Origin of the sequence: Aeromonas sp. ASNIH1 (assembly GCF_002934285.1) — a bacterium.
GTDB classification, from domain to species: Bacteria; Pseudomonadota; Gammaproteobacteria; order Enterobacterales; family Aeromonadaceae; genus Aeromonas; species Aeromonas caviae.
This window is the reverse complement of the sequence record NZ_CP026228.1, coordinates 4812778-4829297: the sequence shown is the minus strand read 5'-3', so window position 1 is coordinate 4829297 and position 16520 is coordinate 4812778. Positions and strand designations below refer to the sequence as shown.

The 16520-nt window shown below is 62.2% G+C and carries 13 protein-coding genes and 1 riboswitch; of the genes, 10 read left to right on the top strand and 3 right to left on the bottom strand.

Translation table 11 applies throughout. From position 1 onward, the window contains the following. The first annotated feature begins 7 nt into the window (after positions 1 to 7). The 9 genes from flgE (at position 8) to mgtE (ending at position 11070) form a co-directional block, all read left to right on the top strand. Positions 8 to 1354, top strand: coding sequence for a flagellar hook protein FlgE (flgE, locus tag C2U37_RS23235; protein ID WP_039040233.1), 1347 nt, complete (start codon positions 8 to 10; stop codon positions 1352 to 1354). A 146-nt stretch (positions 1355 to 1500) separates the two neighbouring features. After that, on the top strand, positions 1501 to 2247 hold the full coding sequence (flgF, locus tag C2U37_RS23230; RefSeq protein ID WP_010675291.1) for a flagellar basal-body rod protein FlgF: 747 nt from the start codon (positions 1501 to 1503) through the stop codon (positions 2245 to 2247). Positions 2248 to 2261: 14 nt separating this feature from the next. Further along, positions 2262 to 3050 carry a flagellar basal-body rod protein FlgG gene (gene flgG / locus C2U37_RS23225; protein WP_010675290.1) on the top strand — a complete coding sequence of 263 codons (789 nt, stop codon included), beginning with the start codon at positions 2262 to 2264 and terminating at the stop codon, positions 3048 to 3050. A 16-nt stretch (positions 3051 to 3066) separates the two neighbouring features. Next, positions 3067 to 3738 carry a flagellar basal body L-ring protein FlgH gene (gene flgH / locus C2U37_RS23220; RefSeq protein ID WP_010675289.1) on the top strand — a complete coding sequence of 224 codons (672 nt, stop codon included), beginning with the start codon at positions 3067 to 3069 and terminating at the stop codon, positions 3736 to 3738. Between the two features lie 60 nt (positions 3739 to 3798). Further along, entirely contained in the window at positions 3799 to 4896 is a 1098-nt protein-coding gene (locus C2U37_RS23215; protein ID WP_010675288.1) for a flagellar basal body P-ring protein FlgI, read from the top strand. A 46-nt stretch (positions 4897 to 4942) separates the two neighbouring features. Then, complete coding sequence (gene flgJ, locus C2U37_RS23210) at positions 4943 to 6043, top strand: flagellar assembly peptidoglycan hydrolase FlgJ (protein ID WP_069652528.1); 1101 nt, start codon at positions 4943 to 4945, stop codon at positions 6041 to 6043. A 3-nt stretch (positions 6044 to 6046) separates the two neighbouring features. After that, complete coding sequence (locus tag C2U37_RS23205) at positions 6047 to 8044, top strand: FlgK family flagellar hook-associated protein (RefSeq protein WP_104453137.1); 1998 nt, start codon at positions 6047 to 6049, stop codon at positions 8042 to 8044. A 3-nt stretch (positions 8045 to 8047) separates the two neighbouring features. Then, positions 8048 to 9256, top strand: a complete 1209-nt coding sequence (gene flgL, locus C2U37_RS23200) for a flagellar hook-associated protein FlgL (RefSeq protein WP_010675285.1) — start codon at positions 8048 to 8050, stop codon at positions 9254 to 9256. A 177-nt stretch (positions 9257 to 9433) separates the two neighbouring features. Continuing rightward, a riboswitch (M-box (ykoK) riboswitch) is annotated at positions 9434 to 9603 on the top strand. Positions 9604 to 9726: 123 nt separating this feature from the next. After that, on the top strand, positions 9727 to 11070 hold the full coding sequence (mgtE, locus tag C2U37_RS23195) for a magnesium transporter (RefSeq protein ID WP_104453136.1): 1344 nt from the start codon (positions 9727 to 9729) through the stop codon (positions 11068 to 11070). 58 nt (positions 11071 to 11128) lie between these two features. On the opposite strand, the gene ppx is transcribed toward mgtE, so the two are convergent. From ppx to C2U37_RS23180, 3 genes are all read right to left on the bottom strand, one after another. Beyond that, on the bottom strand, positions 11129 to 12619 hold the full coding sequence (gene ppx / locus C2U37_RS23190; protein ID WP_104453135.1) for an exopolyphosphatase: 1491 nt from the start codon (positions 12617 to 12619) through the stop codon (positions 11129 to 11131). Continuing rightward, positions 12609 to 14678: a polyphosphate kinase 1 gene (gene ppk1, locus C2U37_RS23185; RefSeq protein ID WP_039040240.1), complete on the bottom strand. Its 2070-nt coding sequence runs from the start codon at positions 14676 to 14678 to the stop codon at positions 12609 to 12611. Before ppk1 ends, ppx begins: the two co-directional genes overlap by 11 nt. 76 nt (positions 14679 to 14754) lie before the next feature. After that, complete coding sequence (locus C2U37_RS23180; protein ID WP_010675281.1) at positions 14755 to 15267, bottom strand: glycine cleavage system protein R; 513 nt, start codon at positions 15265 to 15267, stop codon at positions 14755 to 14757. A gap of 258 nt (positions 15268 to 15525) precedes the next feature. Here C2U37_RS23180 and C2U37_RS23175 point away from each other — a divergent pair, with 258 nt between their 5' ends. Next, positions 15526 to 16365 (top strand): DUF2726 domain-containing protein, encoded by an 840-nt coding sequence (locus C2U37_RS23175; RefSeq protein WP_103260419.1) that lies wholly within the window; start codon positions 15526 to 15528, stop codon positions 16363 to 16365. Positions 16366 to 16520: the final 155 nt, after the last annotated feature.

The window sequence follows — 16520 nt, the reverse complement described above, 5'->3', positions numbered from 1 at the left end:
GAAAGACATGTCATTCAACAATGCCCTCAGCGGCATCAATGCGGCTCAAAAAGACCTGAACGTCACCGCGAACAACATTGCCAACGTCAATACCACCGGCTTCAAGGAGTCCCGTGCCGAGTTTGCCGACGTCTATGCCAACTCCATCTTCGTCAACGCCAAGACCCAGGTCGGCAACGGGGTGGCGACTGGCGCTGTGGCTCAGCAGTTCCACCAGGGCGCGCTGCAATTCACCAACAACGCGCTGGATCTCGCCATCCAGGGCAACGGCTTCTTCGTGACCTCGGACGGCCTGACCAACCTGGATCGCACCTACACCCGTGCGGGCGCCTTCAAGCTCAATGAAAGCAGCTACATGGTCAGCAACTCCGGCGGTTATCTGCAAGGGTACGAGATCAACTCTGATGGCACCCCCAAGGCGGTGAGCATCAACGCTACCAAGCCCATCCAGATCCCGGACAAGGCCGGTGAGCCGGTGCAGACCACGACGGTCGAGGCTGGTTTCAACCTGCCTTCCAGCACGAAAACGCTGATGGATGTCAATGCCTCCAAATTCGATCCCACGGACTCGACCACCTACTCCTCCTCTACTTCCGTGGTGGTCTATGACTCCCTGGGCGAGCCACACACCATCACCCAGTACTTCACCAAGGAAGCGGATCCGGCCGATCCTACCCAAGCGGCGGTGCCGACTGCCTGGCGTATGTACCTCTATGAAGGGGACAAGCCCATCGACATCGTAGGCGGTACGGCCACCACCATGGCGACCGGTCTGAGCCAGGCTCCCCTGAGCGCCCGGGTGACCTTCGATGCCTCCGGCAAGATGGTCACACCCACCACCCCGGCGGTCATCAAGACGGAACCCCTGGGGGCGACAGGGGCTGGTATCATCACCAATGGCGCCGATGGCACCCAGGAGATTGAGTTCAAGCTTGGTACCGTGACCCAGTACGCCTCCCCCTTTGAAGTGAGCAAGCTGACCCAGGACGGCTCCACCGTCGGTCGCCTGACCAAGGTGGAGATCGGGGCGGATGGCATAGTCTCCGCCACTTACAGCAACGCCACCACCGTCAAGGTGGCCATGGTGGCCATGGCGAAGTTTGCCAATGCCCAGGGGCTCACCCAGGTCGGCGACACCTCCTGGCGCCAGTCCCTGCTCTCTGGCGATGCCTTGCCCGGCACCCCGAACTCCGGCACGTTCGGCTCCATCAAGTCGTCGGCGCTGGAGCAGTCCAACGTGGACCTCACTACCGAGCTAGTCGATCTCATCACTGCCCAGCGCAACTTCCAGGCGAACTCCCGTTCCCTGGAAGTGAACAGCTCCCTGCAGCAGAACATACTGCAGATCCGCTAAGACGGCGGGTAGTTGGCAGGGGCGCTTCGGCGCCCCTTGTCATTTCCGTCCCGCCTCATTTCCTCCTTTCATTCCGTCTTCGTCATCTCTCTTGGCATTCAACTTGCAGTTGAGCTGTGAGAGTCATCTGTTTGACGGAGGATCCCATGGATCACCTGCTTTACATCGCCATGTCCGGGGCCAAGGAGAACATGAACAGCCTGGCTGTTCGTGGCAACAACCTTGCCAACGCCAACACCATTGGCTTCAAGTCTGACTTCGAGCAGGCGCGCAGCATGCAGGCGTTTGGCGAAGGGCTGCCCACGCGGGTGTTCGCCATGACCGAGCGGCCGGGCCAGAACCTGCAGCACGGCATGCTGATGACCACGGGTCGGGATCTTGACGTTGCCGTCGATGGGCCGGGCTGGATTGCGGTGCAGGATCCCAACGGTGCGGAAGCCTATACCCGCATGGGCAACCTGCAGCTCAATGCCACCGGCAATCTGCAGACCTCCACCGGTCTGAACGTGGTGGATGATGCCGGTCAGCCCATCGTGCTGCCCCTGCCCATGGAGAAGATCGAGATCAATCGTGACGGTACCATCAGCGGCCGTCCCGAGGGGGCAGCCGCCAACCTGCCGGAAGATTTCCAGCGTATCAAGCTGGTCAACCCGGCGGCAGATGCGGTGGAGAAAGGCCAGGACGGCCTGTTTCGCCGCAAGGATGGCCAGAATGAGGCCGCGTCTGCGGATGTGGGCCTGATCGCCGGCTCCCTCGAGGGGAGCAACGTCAACGTGGTCGACGAGATGACCAACCTTATTCGCTTGCAACGTCAGTTTGAAACTCAGGTCAAGATCATGAAGACCGCCGAGGAGAACGACGAGGCACAAACCCAGCTGCTGCGTATCAGCTAATCAAGGAGCACCCCATGAATCCTGCACTCTGGATCAGCAAGACCGGCCTCGATGCCCAGCAGACCAACATCTCGGTCACCTCGAACAACCTGGCGAACGCCAGCACAGTGGGCTACAAGAAGGCGCGGGCCATCTTCGAGGATCTGCTTTATCAGAACATCAACCAGCCTGGCGGTCGTTCCTCGGCAGACACCGAGCTCCCTTCCGGCCTGATGCTGGGGGCGGGGGCCAAGGTGGTCGCCACCCAGAAAAACCACAGTCAGGGCAACGTCCAGACCACGGACAACTCCCTTGACCTGATGATCAGCGGTCGCGGCTACTTCGAAATCCAGCTGCCCGATGGCAGCGCCGCCTATACCCGTAACGGCCAGTTCACCCTGAACGACGAGGGGACCATCGTCACCCCGGGCAACGGTTACCCGCTGCAACCGGAGATCCAGATCCCCGAGAACGCCCAGAGCGTCACCGTGGGGGAGGATGGCCAGGTCTCCGTCCAGCTCAAGGGGGATGGCCAATCCCAGGTGGTGGGCCAGATCAACACCACGGACTTCGTCAACCCCACCGGCCTGCAGCCCATGGGGGAGAACCTCTTCCTCGAGACCCAGTCCAGCGGCGCCCCCATTCAGGGGACAGCCGGTGCGGACGGGCTGGGGGTGATCAAGCAGGGGATGCTGGAGACCTCCAACGTCAACGTGACCGAGGAGCTGGTGAATCTCATCCAGGCTCAGCGGGTCTACGAGATGAACTCCAAGGTCATCTCCGCCGTCGACTCCATGATGTCCTTCCTGACCCAGCGGACCTGATGAAAGGAGTGCCATGATGAAAGCCATATGGATGCTGGGGCTGCTGACGCTGGCGGGTTGCACCAGTACCCCCAATACCGCCAAACCGGATGACCCGGATTTCGCCCCCGTCTACGGGGAGTCGGAGCCGGTGTCGGTGCGCCCGACCGGCGCCATCTTCCAGCCCGAGCAGGTCAACGGCATCTACTCGGACATCAAGGCGCACCGGGTGGGTGACATCATCACCATCCAGTTGGCGGAGTCGACCTCGGCGTCGAAAAAGGCCAACACCCAGAGCGGCAAGGACAACAAGCTGGCGCTCGACCCCGTCACCCTGGGTGGTGTGCCGGTCACGGCGGGGCCCTACGATCTGTCGGCCTCCATCGGCCAGAACAGTGCCTTCAAGGGGCAGGCCAAGGCGGATCAGAGCAACAGCCTGCAGGGCAACATCTCGGTCAGCGTGGTCAAGGTACTGCCAAACGGCAACCTGCTGGTGCGCGGCGAGAAGTGGATCATGCTCAACAATGGCAACGAATATATCCGTATCACCGGTCTGGTGCGCCCGGAGGACGTGAGCTCGGAAAATAGCGTCTCCTCCCAGCGGGTGGCCAATGCGCGTATCTATTACGGCGGTACCGGGGATCTGGCGAACACCCAGGAACAGGGCTGGCTCACCAGCTTCTTCAACGGCCCCTGGTGGCCCATTTAAGACTCAAGAGTCCGGGGCGTTCACGGGTCCCGGATCAGGAAGGTTTTGTTAGGAGATGTCATGAACCGATTCCGTCTGCTTGCCCTGCTGTGCTGCCTGCTGCCCTTCGGGCTGGCGCACGCATCTCGCATCAAGGACCTCGCCTCGGTGGAAGGGGTGCGCAGCAACCAGCTGATCGGTTACGGTCTGGTGGTGGGCCTGCCCGGCACGGGGGAGAAGAACAACGCCTTCACCGAGCAGACCTTCAGGACCATGCTCAACAACTTCGGCATCAAGGTGCCTGACAACATCAAGCCCAAGATCAAGGACGTGGCGCCGGTGGCCATCCACGCGGATCTGCCCCCCTTCTCCAAGCCTGGTCAGACCATAGATGTCACCGTCTCCGCCATCGGCGAGGCGAAGAGCCTGCGTGGCGGCACCCTGCTCCAGACCTTCCTGAAAGGGCTGGATGGCCGCGTCTATGCGGTGGCCCAGGGCAGCCTGGTGGTCGGTGGCCTCGGGGCCGAAGGGGCGGACGGCTCCAAGGTAGTGGTGAACACGCCCACAGTGGGGCGCATCGCCAACGGGGCGACCGTGGAGCGGGAGGTTCCCAACTCCTTCAGCCAGGGCGACACCATCACCTTCAACCTGAACCGGCCGGACTTCACCACCGCCCGCCGTCTGGCGGACGTGGTCAACGATCTGGTGGGTCCGAACACCGCCCAGGCGATGGACGCTACCTCCATCAAGGTATTCGCGCCGAGGGATCCGGCCCAGCGGGTCTCCTACCTCTCCACCATCGAGAACCTGGAAGTGGACCCGGCGAGCGAGTCCGCCAAGATCATCGTGAATTCGCGCACCGGGACCATCGTCATCGGCAGCGAGGTCAAGTTGCGCCCGGCGGCCATCAGCCACGGTGGGCTGACGGTCACCATCGCCGAGAACCAGCAGGTCTCCCAACCCAATCCGCTCGCTGGCGGGCAGACGGCGGTCACCAACAACTCCACCATCAACGTGCAGCAGGATCCCGGTCGGATGTTCAAGCTCGATACCGGCGCGACCCTGGACGACCTGGTGCGGGCGGTGAACCAGGTGGGGGTCGCCCCCGGGGATCTGATGGCGATCCTAGAGGCGCTGCAGCAGGCGGGCGCGATCCAGGGCCAACTGGTCATTCTGTAATTTCGTGAGCGGCAAGCGGTTGCCACGGGCGGCAAAGAGGTAGGTTATGGCAGAGTTCGACACCCAGAGCGGTATCAATATTGGCATGGTGCAGGATGTCCAGAACCTGGACAAACTGCGCCAGATGAGCCTGAGCAAGGAGGGGAAGCAAGGGGCCCTGATGGCGGCCGCCCGCCAGTTCGAATCCATCTTCACCCAGACCCTGTTCAAGGGGATGCGCCAGGCCAACTCGGTGCTCACCGAGGGCAACCCGATGAACAGCAGCTACACCCAGTTCTATGAAGGGATGCTGGACGAGCAGCGGGTTGCCGACATGTCGAGCAAGGGGGGGCTGGGCATTGCCGAGATGGTGGCCAGGCAGCTCTCACCCGAGCAGACCTTCACCCATCAGGATGGCCGGGTACTCAAGCTGCCCCAGCGTACCGAGCGGGTCTACAAGCCCTATCAACCCCCCAGTGCCTCCAACGATCTGATTGCTGCTTCCAAAGTTGGCAAAGATTTTGCTGATAACGAAATGAAGGGTGAGCTGAATGGGGCCGAGCGTACGCTGGCCATGCCAAGACGCCCCCACCGCACCGTGCCGCCCATGGGCAGCAGCCAGAGGCCTTCGGCCCTGGATGGCAGCGCCAAGGTGTTTGACAGCCCGGAAGAGTTCGTCGACAGGCTGATGCCGCTGGCCAAGAAGGCGGCGGACAAGCTGGGGTTGAGCCCGGCGGTGCTGGTGGCCCAGGCCGCCCTTGAGAGTGGCTGGGGTAAGCGGGTGATCAAGGATGCAGACGGAAACGTGACGCACAACCTGTTCGGCATCAAGGCCGATCCGCGTTGGGAAGGCCCCAAGGCGGTGGTGAGCACCCTGGAATACGAGCAAGGGGTGGCCTCGCGCCAGAAGGCGGCGTTTCGCTCCTACGAGTCGTTCGAAGAGAGCTTCAACGACTACGTGGATTTCCTGACCTCTGGGAGTCGCTACAAGGGGGCGCTGGCCAAGGTGGACAGCCCGGATCGTTACTTCGAGGCGTTGCAGCAGGCCGGTTATGCCACCGATCCCCAGTACGCCAGGAAACTTAAACAAGTGTTGCGCAGTGATGCCATCGCCGGTTATTCGACGCCCGGTAACATTGCAGACAGGAACACAGAGATGGAGCTGTAAGCTATGGCAAGCGATCTGCTTGGAATTGGGACCTCGGGTGTGTTGGCCCAGCAGCGGCTGCTGCAGACCACCAGCAACAACATAGTGAACGTCAATAGCCAGGGCTATGTACGTGAACGCACCCTGATCTACACCAATTCCGTCGGATTGGGGACGGGCGACATGGTGAGTGATCGCATCATCAACGCCTATGCCCAGGCCGAGGTTCGCCGTGATACGTCCGCTTATAACGCCGCCAACACCCGCTACGATCAACTGTTCCAGCTCGACAGCCTGCTCGGTGATGCCAGCAACAGTGTGGGGTCCACCATCACCTCCTACTTCAAGGCTTTCCACACCGCCAACGAGTCACCGTCCGAGATCGGAGGGCGCCAGACGACCCTGAGTGAACTGAGCGGCATGGTGGACAGATTCCACACCCTCTCCGCCCAGCTCGACAAGCAGTCCGATACCATTAACGCCACCATAGGGGACGAGACGGACAGGGTGAACAGCCTGCTGAACAGCATCAACGATCTGAACCAGTCCATCGTCCGCACCCAGGGCTCCCCTGAAGAGAACCTGATGCTGTTCGATCAGCGTGATGAGGCCATTCGCCAGCTCTCCGAGAAGATGGAGATCCGCACCGTGACCCAGCCCAACGGCAGCATGCTGGTCAACATGAGCACAGGGCACTCCCTGGTGCTCGATGGCGGCGTGGCCCAGTTCAAGGTGGTGCCGGGGGACCCGGATTCCCGTGAGCCTTCCCTGCAGCTGACCCTGGGCAAGAACCAGGCCAGCATCAACGACCAGGATATTGGCGGTGCCATCGGTGGCCTCTTCACCGCGCGTCGGGATCTGGAGCCCGCCAAGCGGGAGCTGGGGCAGCTGGCCGTCGCCTTGGGGGATGCCATGAACCAGCAGAACCGGTTGGGGATGGATCTCGACAACGAGCTTGGGGGGGATCTCTTCACCCTCAAAGGAAGCCAGGGGTTGCCCTACGCCAGCAACCAGGGCAACGGGGCGGCCAGCGTCAACTTCGTTCCCGGCAAGGGGAGCGAGGTCACCACCTTCGACTACGAGGTGCGGTTCAACAGCGCCACCGGTTACGAGGTGTTCGCCATCGACGGCAGCGGGCAGCGTACCTCGCTCGCCACGGGGACCACGCCGCCAGCCACCTTCGAAGTGACGGGCCACGGCATCGAAATCGATCTCTCCGGCACACCGGCTGCAGGTGACAAGATCTTGTTGCAACCCACCCGGAATGCGGCTGCCAACCTGGAGCAGGCGATCACCCGTCCTGAGGATATCGCGCTGGCATCCCCCCTGAAGGCGGACAAGGGAGCCCAGAACCTGGGCTCGGGCGAGATAACGCTGGGCGGTGTCTACAACACCGGCACGGGCTCGGGTTTTGGCACCAACACTCTGGACCCGAGTGCACCCCAGGTCATCAAGATCGACGGCAGCGGCAACTACGAGGTCTATGACAAGAACAACAACCTGCTCGGTGTGGCCCCCGCCTCCAGCAAGGGAAAGAACCTGATGGCCGCCCTCGAGAGCCCCCTGGGGGGGGCCAAGGTCTACGCCGATCCGACCCAGAGCCCGGGCTATGAGTTCAGCATCACCGGCAAGGTGGAGGCCAGCGACAGCTTCACGCTCAGCTACAACAAGGACGGCTTCGCGGACAACGCCAACGGCCTGGCGCTGGCGGAGCTGCAGAACAAGGAGCTGGTGCGCAAGAACAACAACGCCGCCACCAGCAACGACAAGATGACCTTCAACGATGCCTACTCGGGTCTGGTGAGCGGCATTGGCAACAAGACCAGCCAGGCCAAGACCCTGTTGCAGGCCAACGAGGCGAAGCTGACCCAGAGTACCGCCATCTTCGAGAGTGTCTCCGGCGTCAATCTGGAGGAGGAGGCGGCCAACCTCATCCGCTTCCAGCAGTCCTATGCGGCCTCGGCCCAGATAGTGAACACCGCCAAGACCATCTTCGACACCCTGCTCTCCTCCGTGAGGTAAGTCATGCGCATCACCACCAACATGATCTATGACCGCAACCTTGCCTCCATGAGCAAGGTGAGCGAGCGCCAGAACACCGCCTACAACCAGTTGATGACGGGGGATAAATTCTCCCGCTCCGGGGAGGACCCGGCCGGCATGAGCCAGAAGATGGCGCTGACCAAGGAGATCGATCTCTTCAAGCAGTACGGCGTCAACGGCAGCCTGCTGGAGAACAGCCTGGGCCACGAGGAGACGGTGCTCACCTCCCTCAACAACGCCATGCTGAGTGCCCAGACCCTGATCCAGAAGGCGAACAACTCCGCCATGGGCTCCGAGGAGCGCAACGCCATCGCGAGCGAACTGGAGGGGCTGCAAAAGCAGATGTTCGACCTGATGAACAGCAAGAACTCCCAGGGGGAGTACATCTTCGGCGGCAATCAGAGCAAGACCCAGCCCTTCGTCAAGGATGCCAGCGGCAACTATGTGTTCCAGGGGGACACGGGGCAGCGCAACATCCAGGTCTCTCCCACGGTGCAGATCCCGGCCAACGACTCCGGTTTCGATCTGTTCGAGATGGTGGCGACCCGGCGCACCGCCAGCGCTGCCAGTGGCAACATCCAGGTGTCGGTGGCGGATCAGGGGAACTTCGAGAGCTTCTATCGCAACAACTATGATGCTTCCCTGCCGAGCAACCAGTATGCGGTCAGCACCCTGGCCGGGCCGCCGGACACCTACGAGATCCGTGACAGCGGTGGCACCCTGCTGCAAAGCGGCGACTATGTGGCGGGCAACAAGATCCCCTTCAACGGCCTGGCGCTCACCCTCGACCTCCCTGCGGGGTCGGCGACCCAGAACTTCGTGCTGGATACCCCGAAAAACGACAACATCCTCAATGGCATGTCCGATTTCATCTCCGCCATGCGCGATCCGACCCTGTCCGAGAGCGATTTCCAGCTGGCGGTCTCCGATGCCACCACCCACATGAGCAACGCCAGAACCAAGATAGACCGGGGACTGGGGGAGCTGGGGGGAAGGATGAACAGCCTGGAGCAGGTGATGAGCTCCAACGACGGACTCAGCACCCTGAACCAGCAGGCGCGGGCCAAGGTGTCCGAGGCGGACATGTACGAGGTGATCGCGGCCCTCTCCAAGGAGGATGCAGCCATGAGCGCCTCCCAGCTCGCCTTCAGCAAGATAAGCAAGCTGACCCTCTTCGACTATATCCGCTGACGTTCATCCGTTGACCGCAGGCTCCCCCGTGCCACGCACGGGGGAGCCTCGTTTCATGAAGGGCCCGCCGTCCGGCCAATTTGTAACAACCCGTTGCCAGGGGCCCGTTTGCCTTGACTCGACCTGCGCCTGAGCAGATGATGCCGCCCGCACGGTAGCGCCGTGCAATCAATGTTCGCAGCATCTCGTTAGGCGAGGCTCCTGCATAAACACAGGCCACTGATCTCACGACGTCCAGAGACGCCCAAGATCAGGACAGTTTTCATCGGATTAAGGTGTCAACCCAAGTGGCTTCCGGCATGCCGGATACGTTATGCAGTGCTAAAGCTGGTACGTGGGGATGAAAACACGCCGGACGGCGTCATTTCCTGCCTGTTACTCGTCAATCAAATTGCTGTTTTCTTGCCGTTGCATCCGGCCAGGTGCCGGAGGCGTTCAGGTTCGCCTGAAATCACATGAGGACATCTGTGATGAAGAAAACACACACCCTGCTCAATCGTCATCAACTGCTCGACCCGGTTGCCCTGCGCAACTGGCTGGCGCACAACCTGGATCCGGTGGCCCGTGCCGATCAGCTTCTGACCCTGCGCCCGGAAGAGCTCAACTGCATCTTCGATACCCTCTCCATGCCGGAAGGGGCGTCCTTGCTCGCCTCCCTCCCGGCGGAGTGTGCCGGCCATCTGCTGCTCAGGCTGCATGGCAGCATCGTGGGGATACTGCAGGGCACCCTGGCCCGCCGGGACCTGCTGGCCATCCTGCGCAGGCTCGACGAGCACGATCGCAAGACCCTGCTCGCCCGGCTGCCGGACCCCACCCGCAAAGCCTTCCAGTCCCTGCTGGCCTGGCCGAACGAGTCGGTGGGGGCCAACATGCGCCACGAATACTTGGCAGTGGAGGCCGATGCAACAGTTGAAAGCGCCAAGCAGCTGATCCACGGCGCCTGGGATCAGGCCAGGCTGTTCGGTCATCTCTATGTGGTTGACGGCGAGCAGCGCCTGCTTGGCAGCGTCTCCCTCAAGTCGTTGCTGATCGCCGATCCCCTGTTGCCGGTAGGGGACCTGATGGAGGGGGAGGCGGTGCGCATCAACGCCCGGGCGGATCAGGAGCTGGCGGCCCGCCTGCTCATTGATCGCGACCTCTCGCTCCTGCCGGTGGAAGATCAGGGTCGTCTGGTGGGGGTCTTCCACGTGGACGATGCCGCCGACATCCTGGAGCTGGAGTCCACCGAGGATGCGGAGCTGCAAGGGGGCTCCTCGCCGCTGGATACCCCCTATCTGCAGGCCACCCCCTGGCAGTTGTGGCGCAAGCGGGTGGGCTGGTTGCTGATCCTGTTCGTGGCGGAAGCCTACACAGGCACCGTGCTGCGAGCCTTTGAAGAGCAGCTGGAGGCGGCCATCGCCCTGGCCTTCTTCATCCCGCTCCTCATCGGCACCGGTGGCAACAGCGGCACCCAGATCACCACCACCATAGTGCGTGCCATGGCGGTGGGGGAGGTGAGCCTGAAAAACCTCGGTACCGTGCTGAAGAAGGAGATCTCCACCGGTCTGCTCATCTCGGCCGCCATCGCACTGGCGGCCTGGGTGCGGGCCTGGAGCCTGGGGGTGGGGCCCGAGATCGGCATGGTGGTGACCCTGACCATCGTCGCCATCGTGCTCTGGAGCGCCACCGTCGCCTCGGTGATCCCCATGGTGCTGCGTCGCTTTCGCATCGACCCGGCGGTGGTTTCGGCCCCCTTCATCGCCACCCTGGTGGACGGTACCGGCCTCATCATCTACTTCGAGATAGCCAAGCTGATCCTGCCGGATCTGCAGTAGGAAAGCACAAGAGACAAAAAAGGCAGCCATTGGCTGCCTTTTTGCACAGAGGGGCGGGTTACCCGAGCTGGAACAGCAGGGGCCAGCCCTGCTCGTGGCAGTAGCGGTGCTCCTTTTCCAGGTTCTGCATCAGCAACTTGTTCTCGTCGCACCAGTCGAGCGGCAGGGTGACCACCAGCTGATCCCCGGCGGCCTGCACGTTCCACTCGGGCAGCAGGTTGTCCTGACGCCTGTGGTGGGCCGCCACCGCGAGGCGGAGGATGCGGATGCAGCGCAGCACCGTCTGCTCGTCGTGGTTGGGCAGGGCCGGCAGCTCGGAGAGCTTGAGCCCCTTGCGATGAAAGCGCACCAGGGCCGCCAGCAGGGCCTGATCGTCCTGGTTGAAGCCGGGCAGGTCGGTGTTTTGCAAGATGTAGGCGGAGTGTTTGTGGATGCCGCTGTAGTTGATGGCAAGGCCGATCTCGTGCAGCCGCGCCGCCCAGCCGAGGATGGCGCGATAGGGCTCTTCCGGCATCTCCCAGGGGCCGCTCAGGGCGTCGAACAGGGAGAGGACGCTGCTCTCTACCCGGGTGGCCTGGCGCTTGTCGATGCGATAGTGGGTGCTGAGGGCAAGCGCGGTACGTTCGCGAATGTCGTGATGCTGCAGGCGCTCCTCAAACTCGTAGAGCAACCCTTCGCGCAGGGCGCCGTCGGAGTACTCCATCCGCTCGATGGGCAGGGAAGTGAAGAGCCCGAGCAGGATGGCCACCGCGGCGGCGAACACCCCCTGACGCTCCTCGGTGAGGCCCGCCAGTTTGAGCTGGTCGACCCGCTTGTGCTTGAGCATCTCTTCCTTCAGCCGCTCGAGTCCCGCCAGGGTGATGGCACCATCGGTCCACTCTTCTCCCTGCAACACGTCGCGCACGGTGCGGATGGAGCCCGAGCTGCCGAGGCAGCTCTGCCAGCCCAGCTTGCGGTACTGGTTGATGATGGGGGCGAGCTGGTGCTGGGCTTCCAGCACGGCGGCGTTGAAGGCCTTCTCGCCGAGCTTGCCGTTGCCAAAGAAGCTCTGGGTGAAGCTCACGCAGCCCATCTTGCGGCTGGTGAGCGCCTTGTGCTCAAACCCTTCGCCGATGATGAGTTCGGTGCTGCCGCCGCCGATGTCCACCACCAGTACCTGGCCCTCGATGTGCTGGGTATGGGCGACCCCCTGATAGATGAGGCGGGCCTCTTCCTGGCCGCTGATGATCTCGATGGGGTGGTTGAGCACCTTGGCCGCCTCGCGCACGAAGTCGCGGGCGTTGCTGGCGCGGCGCAATGTGTAGGTGCCGGCGAGGCGGATCTGATCCGGCTTGATGTTGGTGAGCCGCTCGGCGAACAGGGCGAGGCAGTCCAGCCCGCGGGCCATGGCCTCCGGGGACATGCGGCGCTGCTCATCCATCCCTTCGGCGAGGCGCACTCGTTCCTTGATGCGATCGATGATCTGCATCCGCCCCTCGGTGAGGCGGGCAATGACCATGTGGAAGCTGTTCGAGCCCAGATCGACAGCGGCGTACAGACTATTGTCCATGGTTTGACTCTATGCGTTTGAGGTAGTCGTAAATCGCCACCTGGGAACGGACCTTGCGGCGGTTGCCCCGCTTCACGTACTCGTTCTTCTGGTCGGCATCGATCACCCGCGCCTTGCAGGTATCACTCAGTTGTAGCTCGAGAATATCGAGGATGCGCTGCTTGAGCCGCTCGTCATAGATGGGGGTGCCCACCTCGATGCGACCGTCGATGTTGCGGCTCATCCAGTCGGCACTGGAGATATAGAGCTGGGGATTGCCCTTGTTGTGGAACACCATCACCCGGGGATGTTCGAGGAAACGGTCGATGATGCTGATGACCCGGATGTTGTCGCTCAGACCCGGCACCCCCGGGCGCAGGGCGCACATGCCCCGGATGATCATCTGGATGGGCACCCCGGCCTGGCCGGCGGCATAGAGCCGGTTGATGAGGTCTCTGTCCACCAGGTTGTTGATCTTGAGGGTGATACCGCTGGGTTGCCCCGCCTTGGCGTTGGTCAGCTCGTTGTCGATGAGGCGATAGAGCTGGCGGCGGCTGTTGATGGGGGAGACCAGCAGGTGGTTGAACTTGTAGCGCCGGTACGGGTACTCGATGTACTCGAACACGCTTTCCACCTCGGCGGTGATGTCCGGATGGCGGGTCAGCAGAGAGAAGTCGGTGTAGATCTTGGCGGTCTTCTCGTTGAAGTTGCCGGTCCCGATATGGGCGTAGCGCACCGCCTCGCCGTTCTCGTGGCGGGTGATGAGGCAGAGCTTGGAGTGGATCTTGAGGCTGGGCACCCCGAACACCACCTTGACGCCTGCGTCGGTCAGGATGTTGGCCCAGTCGATGTTGGCTGCCTCGTCGAAGCGGGCGCGCAGCTCCACCACCACGGTCACCTTCTTGCCGTTGTTGGCGGCGTCGATGAGGGAGTGGATGATCCGCGACTTCTTGGCCACCCGGTAGATGTTGATGCGAATGGCGCTGACCGCCGGGTCGAAGGCCGCCTGGCGCACCAGCTCGGTGAAGTGGTGGAACTTGTGGTACGGGTAGTAGAGCAGGATGTCCTGCTTGGCGATGGCGTCGAAGGCGTTGACGAAGCCGTCAAAGTCGCGGCAGTCCAGGGCCGGCAGCTTGGGGTTTTCCAGATAATCCCGGCCCACATTGGGGAAGCCGATGAAATCCTTGAAGTTGTGATAGCGCCCACCGGGCATGATGGCGTCGTAGGAGCTGATCTGCAGCTTGAGCTTCAAGAAGCTTATCATGGCCGCCGGCATCTCCCGCTCGTAGACGAAGCGCACTGGCATGGCGGTGAGGCGCTGTTTCAAGCCGTCACTCATCTTGTCCACCAGGCTCAAGTCCAGCTGGTCGGAGAGGTCATATTCGGCATCCCGGGTCAGCTTGACCGCGTAGGCGGCAATCTCGTCGTAGTCGAAGAAGCCCTTGAAGATCTCGTCCAGACAGAAGCGGATAACGTTGTCCAGGATGATGATCTGCTTCTTGCGACGGGTGCCCTCCGGCGGTAGCTGGAAGAAGCGGGGCAGATCGTCGGTGGGCACTTCCACCAGGGCGTACTGGATCACCTGGCCGTTCTTCTTCATCTCGATGGCGAGATAGGTGTGCTCGTCTTTCAGGAACTTGACCGGGTTGACCTCCTTGTTGAGGAGGATGGGGATGATGTGGCGCAGCACCTTTTCCCGGAAGAAGATCCGCAGCCACTGCTGGATGGACTCGGAGAGCTGGCTTTCGTTCACCAGGAAGATGTTGTGGCGGGCCAGCGCGATCAGCAGCTCCTTGTAGGTGTTGTCGAACGCCTCGCCGAGCGCCATCACCTTCTGCTGGATGGCGCGCAGCAGCACCTTGGCCTCGTCGTCGCCGCCGTGGACTTCGTTGATGAGGATGCGGCGCTTGACGTCCGACACCCGTACCTTGAAGAACTCGTCCTGATTGGAGGAGAAAATCCCGAGGAAGCGGACCCGCTCGATGAGGGGTACCGTCTTGTCCATCGCCTCTTGCAACACCCGTTCATTGAATGAGAGCCAGCTAAGCTCTTTCTCTTCATACTGCTTGTCGGTGCTCATCTGGTGCCTCTTTGCTCTGGTTGCGTCTGCGCGGAAGTTATGGCGTCAAACCATGACAAATTTATGACAGGCGACACTATTCGCTCAGATCCTGATCGATGTCGACGACGAGGTCGTCGGAGAGGGACTCCAGGGCCGTGACGAGATCGTCCAGTTCGAGCTGCGGCGGGAGGGCCACCAGGGCGTGGGCATAGAAGAGGGGGGCGCCTGAGTGGGGCGCAGGTTCGCAACCTGTGGTGAGGTCGGCGACGTTGATGTTGAGCTGGCGCAGGATGCTGGCCACTTCGTGGACGATGCCCGGTCTGTCGTTGCCGGTGACGCTCAGCATCACCTGATGGGCCGGTTGCGGGCTGAGCTGCCCTTCGGCGAAGCTCACGGTGAGGCCAGGCAGCATCACCAGGGCCTCGCACAGGCTGCGGTAATGCTCGTCAGGCACGGCGACGTGCAAAATGCCGGCAAATTGCCCCGCCAGCTCGCTCATGGAGCTGGCCAGCCAGTTGCCCTGCTGCCGGGTGATGGTATCGGCCAGGCTCTCGACGATCCCGGGTTTGTCTGCGCCGATCACGGTGACGACCAATTGCTTTTGCATCCTGCTCTCCTTGAATGGGGCTGCGTGGGGTCCGTTGACGCCTGGCGGTGACGGGGAGTGCGCCAGAACGTCCATGGGCTCTAGCATTGTGCCTGCTGTGACAGGCCATATGAAGCCCGCCTTGCGCAAATTCAGTGAAAAAACGTGAATGCCGGGACGGGCTTGATTTCTGCGCTGCCTGAGTCGCTTTCCCCGTGGTAGAGTGTGCCCCTTCCTCTGGTGTGAACTGAATTTGTCTTGTAAACGGGATGTGCGTGTATGAATAGCCTTGTCGTATCGGGAGCCGTGTTGCTGGGGTTGCTCCTGCTGGTGATCGTCTGGCGCAGGGAGAAAGGGGGCAAAGCCGAGCCCTATGATCTGCAGGAAACCTTGATGAGCCCAGCGGAGCGCACCTTCTTCGGGGTGCTGGATCAGGCGGTGGGGGACAAGGCCCGTGTCTTTGCCAAGGTACGAGCCTCCTATGTACTGACGCCCGAGGCGCACCTTGGCAAGGGCAAGCGCCAGCAGGCGCTCGGCAAGATAGGGGAGAAGCACTTCGATTTTCTGCTCTGCCACCCGGCGGATCTCTCTTTCCTGTGTGCCGTGGAGCTGGATGACGAGGGGCACCGCCACCAGAAGCGCAAGGTGCGGGATCTCTTCCTGAAGGCGGCCTGCGATGGCGCCGGCCTGCCGCTGTTGCAGATCCCGGCCAGCAGCCACTACCAGGTCGACGAGTTGCGGGAGCAACTGCTGCCCCTGCTGGCGAGAACGACGGCGCCGGTGGATGACCTGCTGCCCGGCGAGCGCCGCGAACCGACCTTCAGCCCGCTGCTGCTCGATGGTGTCGATCTGGGTACGTCACACCCGGGGGCTGCCAGGGAGCCCCAGGTGCCGCCCCCCCAGGTCGAAGAGGCAATGCCGGTGTTGATGGAGGAGAATCCCTTCCTCGATCCGGATGAGGAGGAGCCCCGGAAGACGACCCCTCATTGCCCCCGCTGTGCCGCGCCCCTGGTGGCACGGGAAGCACGAAAGGGTCCCCATGCCGGTCGCCTGTTCCTCGCCTGCAGCCGGTTTCCCGAGTGCCGCTATGCCGCTCCCCAGGAGAGCGTGAAACACTGATCCCTCCTCTGACGCCGCACCCTGTCGGCGTCATTCTTTCCCCTTCGCAGGTTTTCATCCGATACTCAATCTGGCTGGAAGCATGATCCCCGTCCCGCCAGGGTCCGGGAGGATGCGACAAGTTTTGACAATCCGCCAGAATTTTGGCACTTTGT

Coding starts and splice junctions, on each gene's coding strand:
- flgE (WP_039040233.1), top strand. CDS start 8: ATGTCATTCAACAATGCCCTCAGCGGCATCAATGCGGCTCAAAAAGAC.
- flgF (WP_010675291.1), top strand. CDS start 1,501: ATGGATCACCTGCTTTACATCGCCATGTCCGGGGCCAAGGAGAACATG.
- flgG (WP_010675290.1), top strand. CDS start 2,262: ATGAATCCTGCACTCTGGATCAGCAAGACCGGCCTCGATGCCCAGCAG.
- flgH (WP_010675289.1), top strand. CDS start 3,067: ATGAAAGCCATATGGATGCTGGGGCTGCTGACGCTGGCGGGTTGCACC.
- C2U37_RS23215 (WP_010675288.1), top strand. CDS start 3,799: ATGAACCGATTCCGTCTGCTTGCCCTGCTGTGCTGCCTGCTGCCCTTC.
- flgJ (WP_069652528.1), top strand. CDS start 4,943: ATGGCAGAGTTCGACACCCAGAGCGGTATCAATATTGGCATGGTGCAG.
- C2U37_RS23205 (WP_104453137.1), top strand. CDS start 6,047: ATGGCAAGCGATCTGCTTGGAATTGGGACCTCGGGTGTGTTGGCCCAG.
- flgL (WP_010675285.1), top strand. CDS start 8,048: ATGCGCATCACCACCAACATGATCTATGACCGCAACCTTGCCTCCATG.
- mgtE (WP_104453136.1), top strand. CDS start 9,727: ATGAAGAAAACACACACCCTGCTCAATCGTCATCAACTGCTCGACCCG.
- ppx (WP_104453135.1), bottom strand. CDS start 12,619: ATGGACAATAGTCTGTACGCCGCTGTCGATCTGGGCTCGAACAGCTTC.
- ppk1 (WP_039040240.1), bottom strand. CDS start 14,678: ATGAGCACCGACAAGCAGTATGAAGAGAAAGAGCTTAGCTGGCTCTCA.
- C2U37_RS23180 (WP_010675281.1), bottom strand. CDS start 15,267: ATGCAAAAGCAATTGGTCGTCACCGTGATCGGCGCAGACAAACCCGGG.
- C2U37_RS23175 (WP_103260419.1), top strand. CDS start 15,526: ATGAATAGCCTTGTCGTATCGGGAGCCGTGTTGCTGGGGTTGCTCCTG.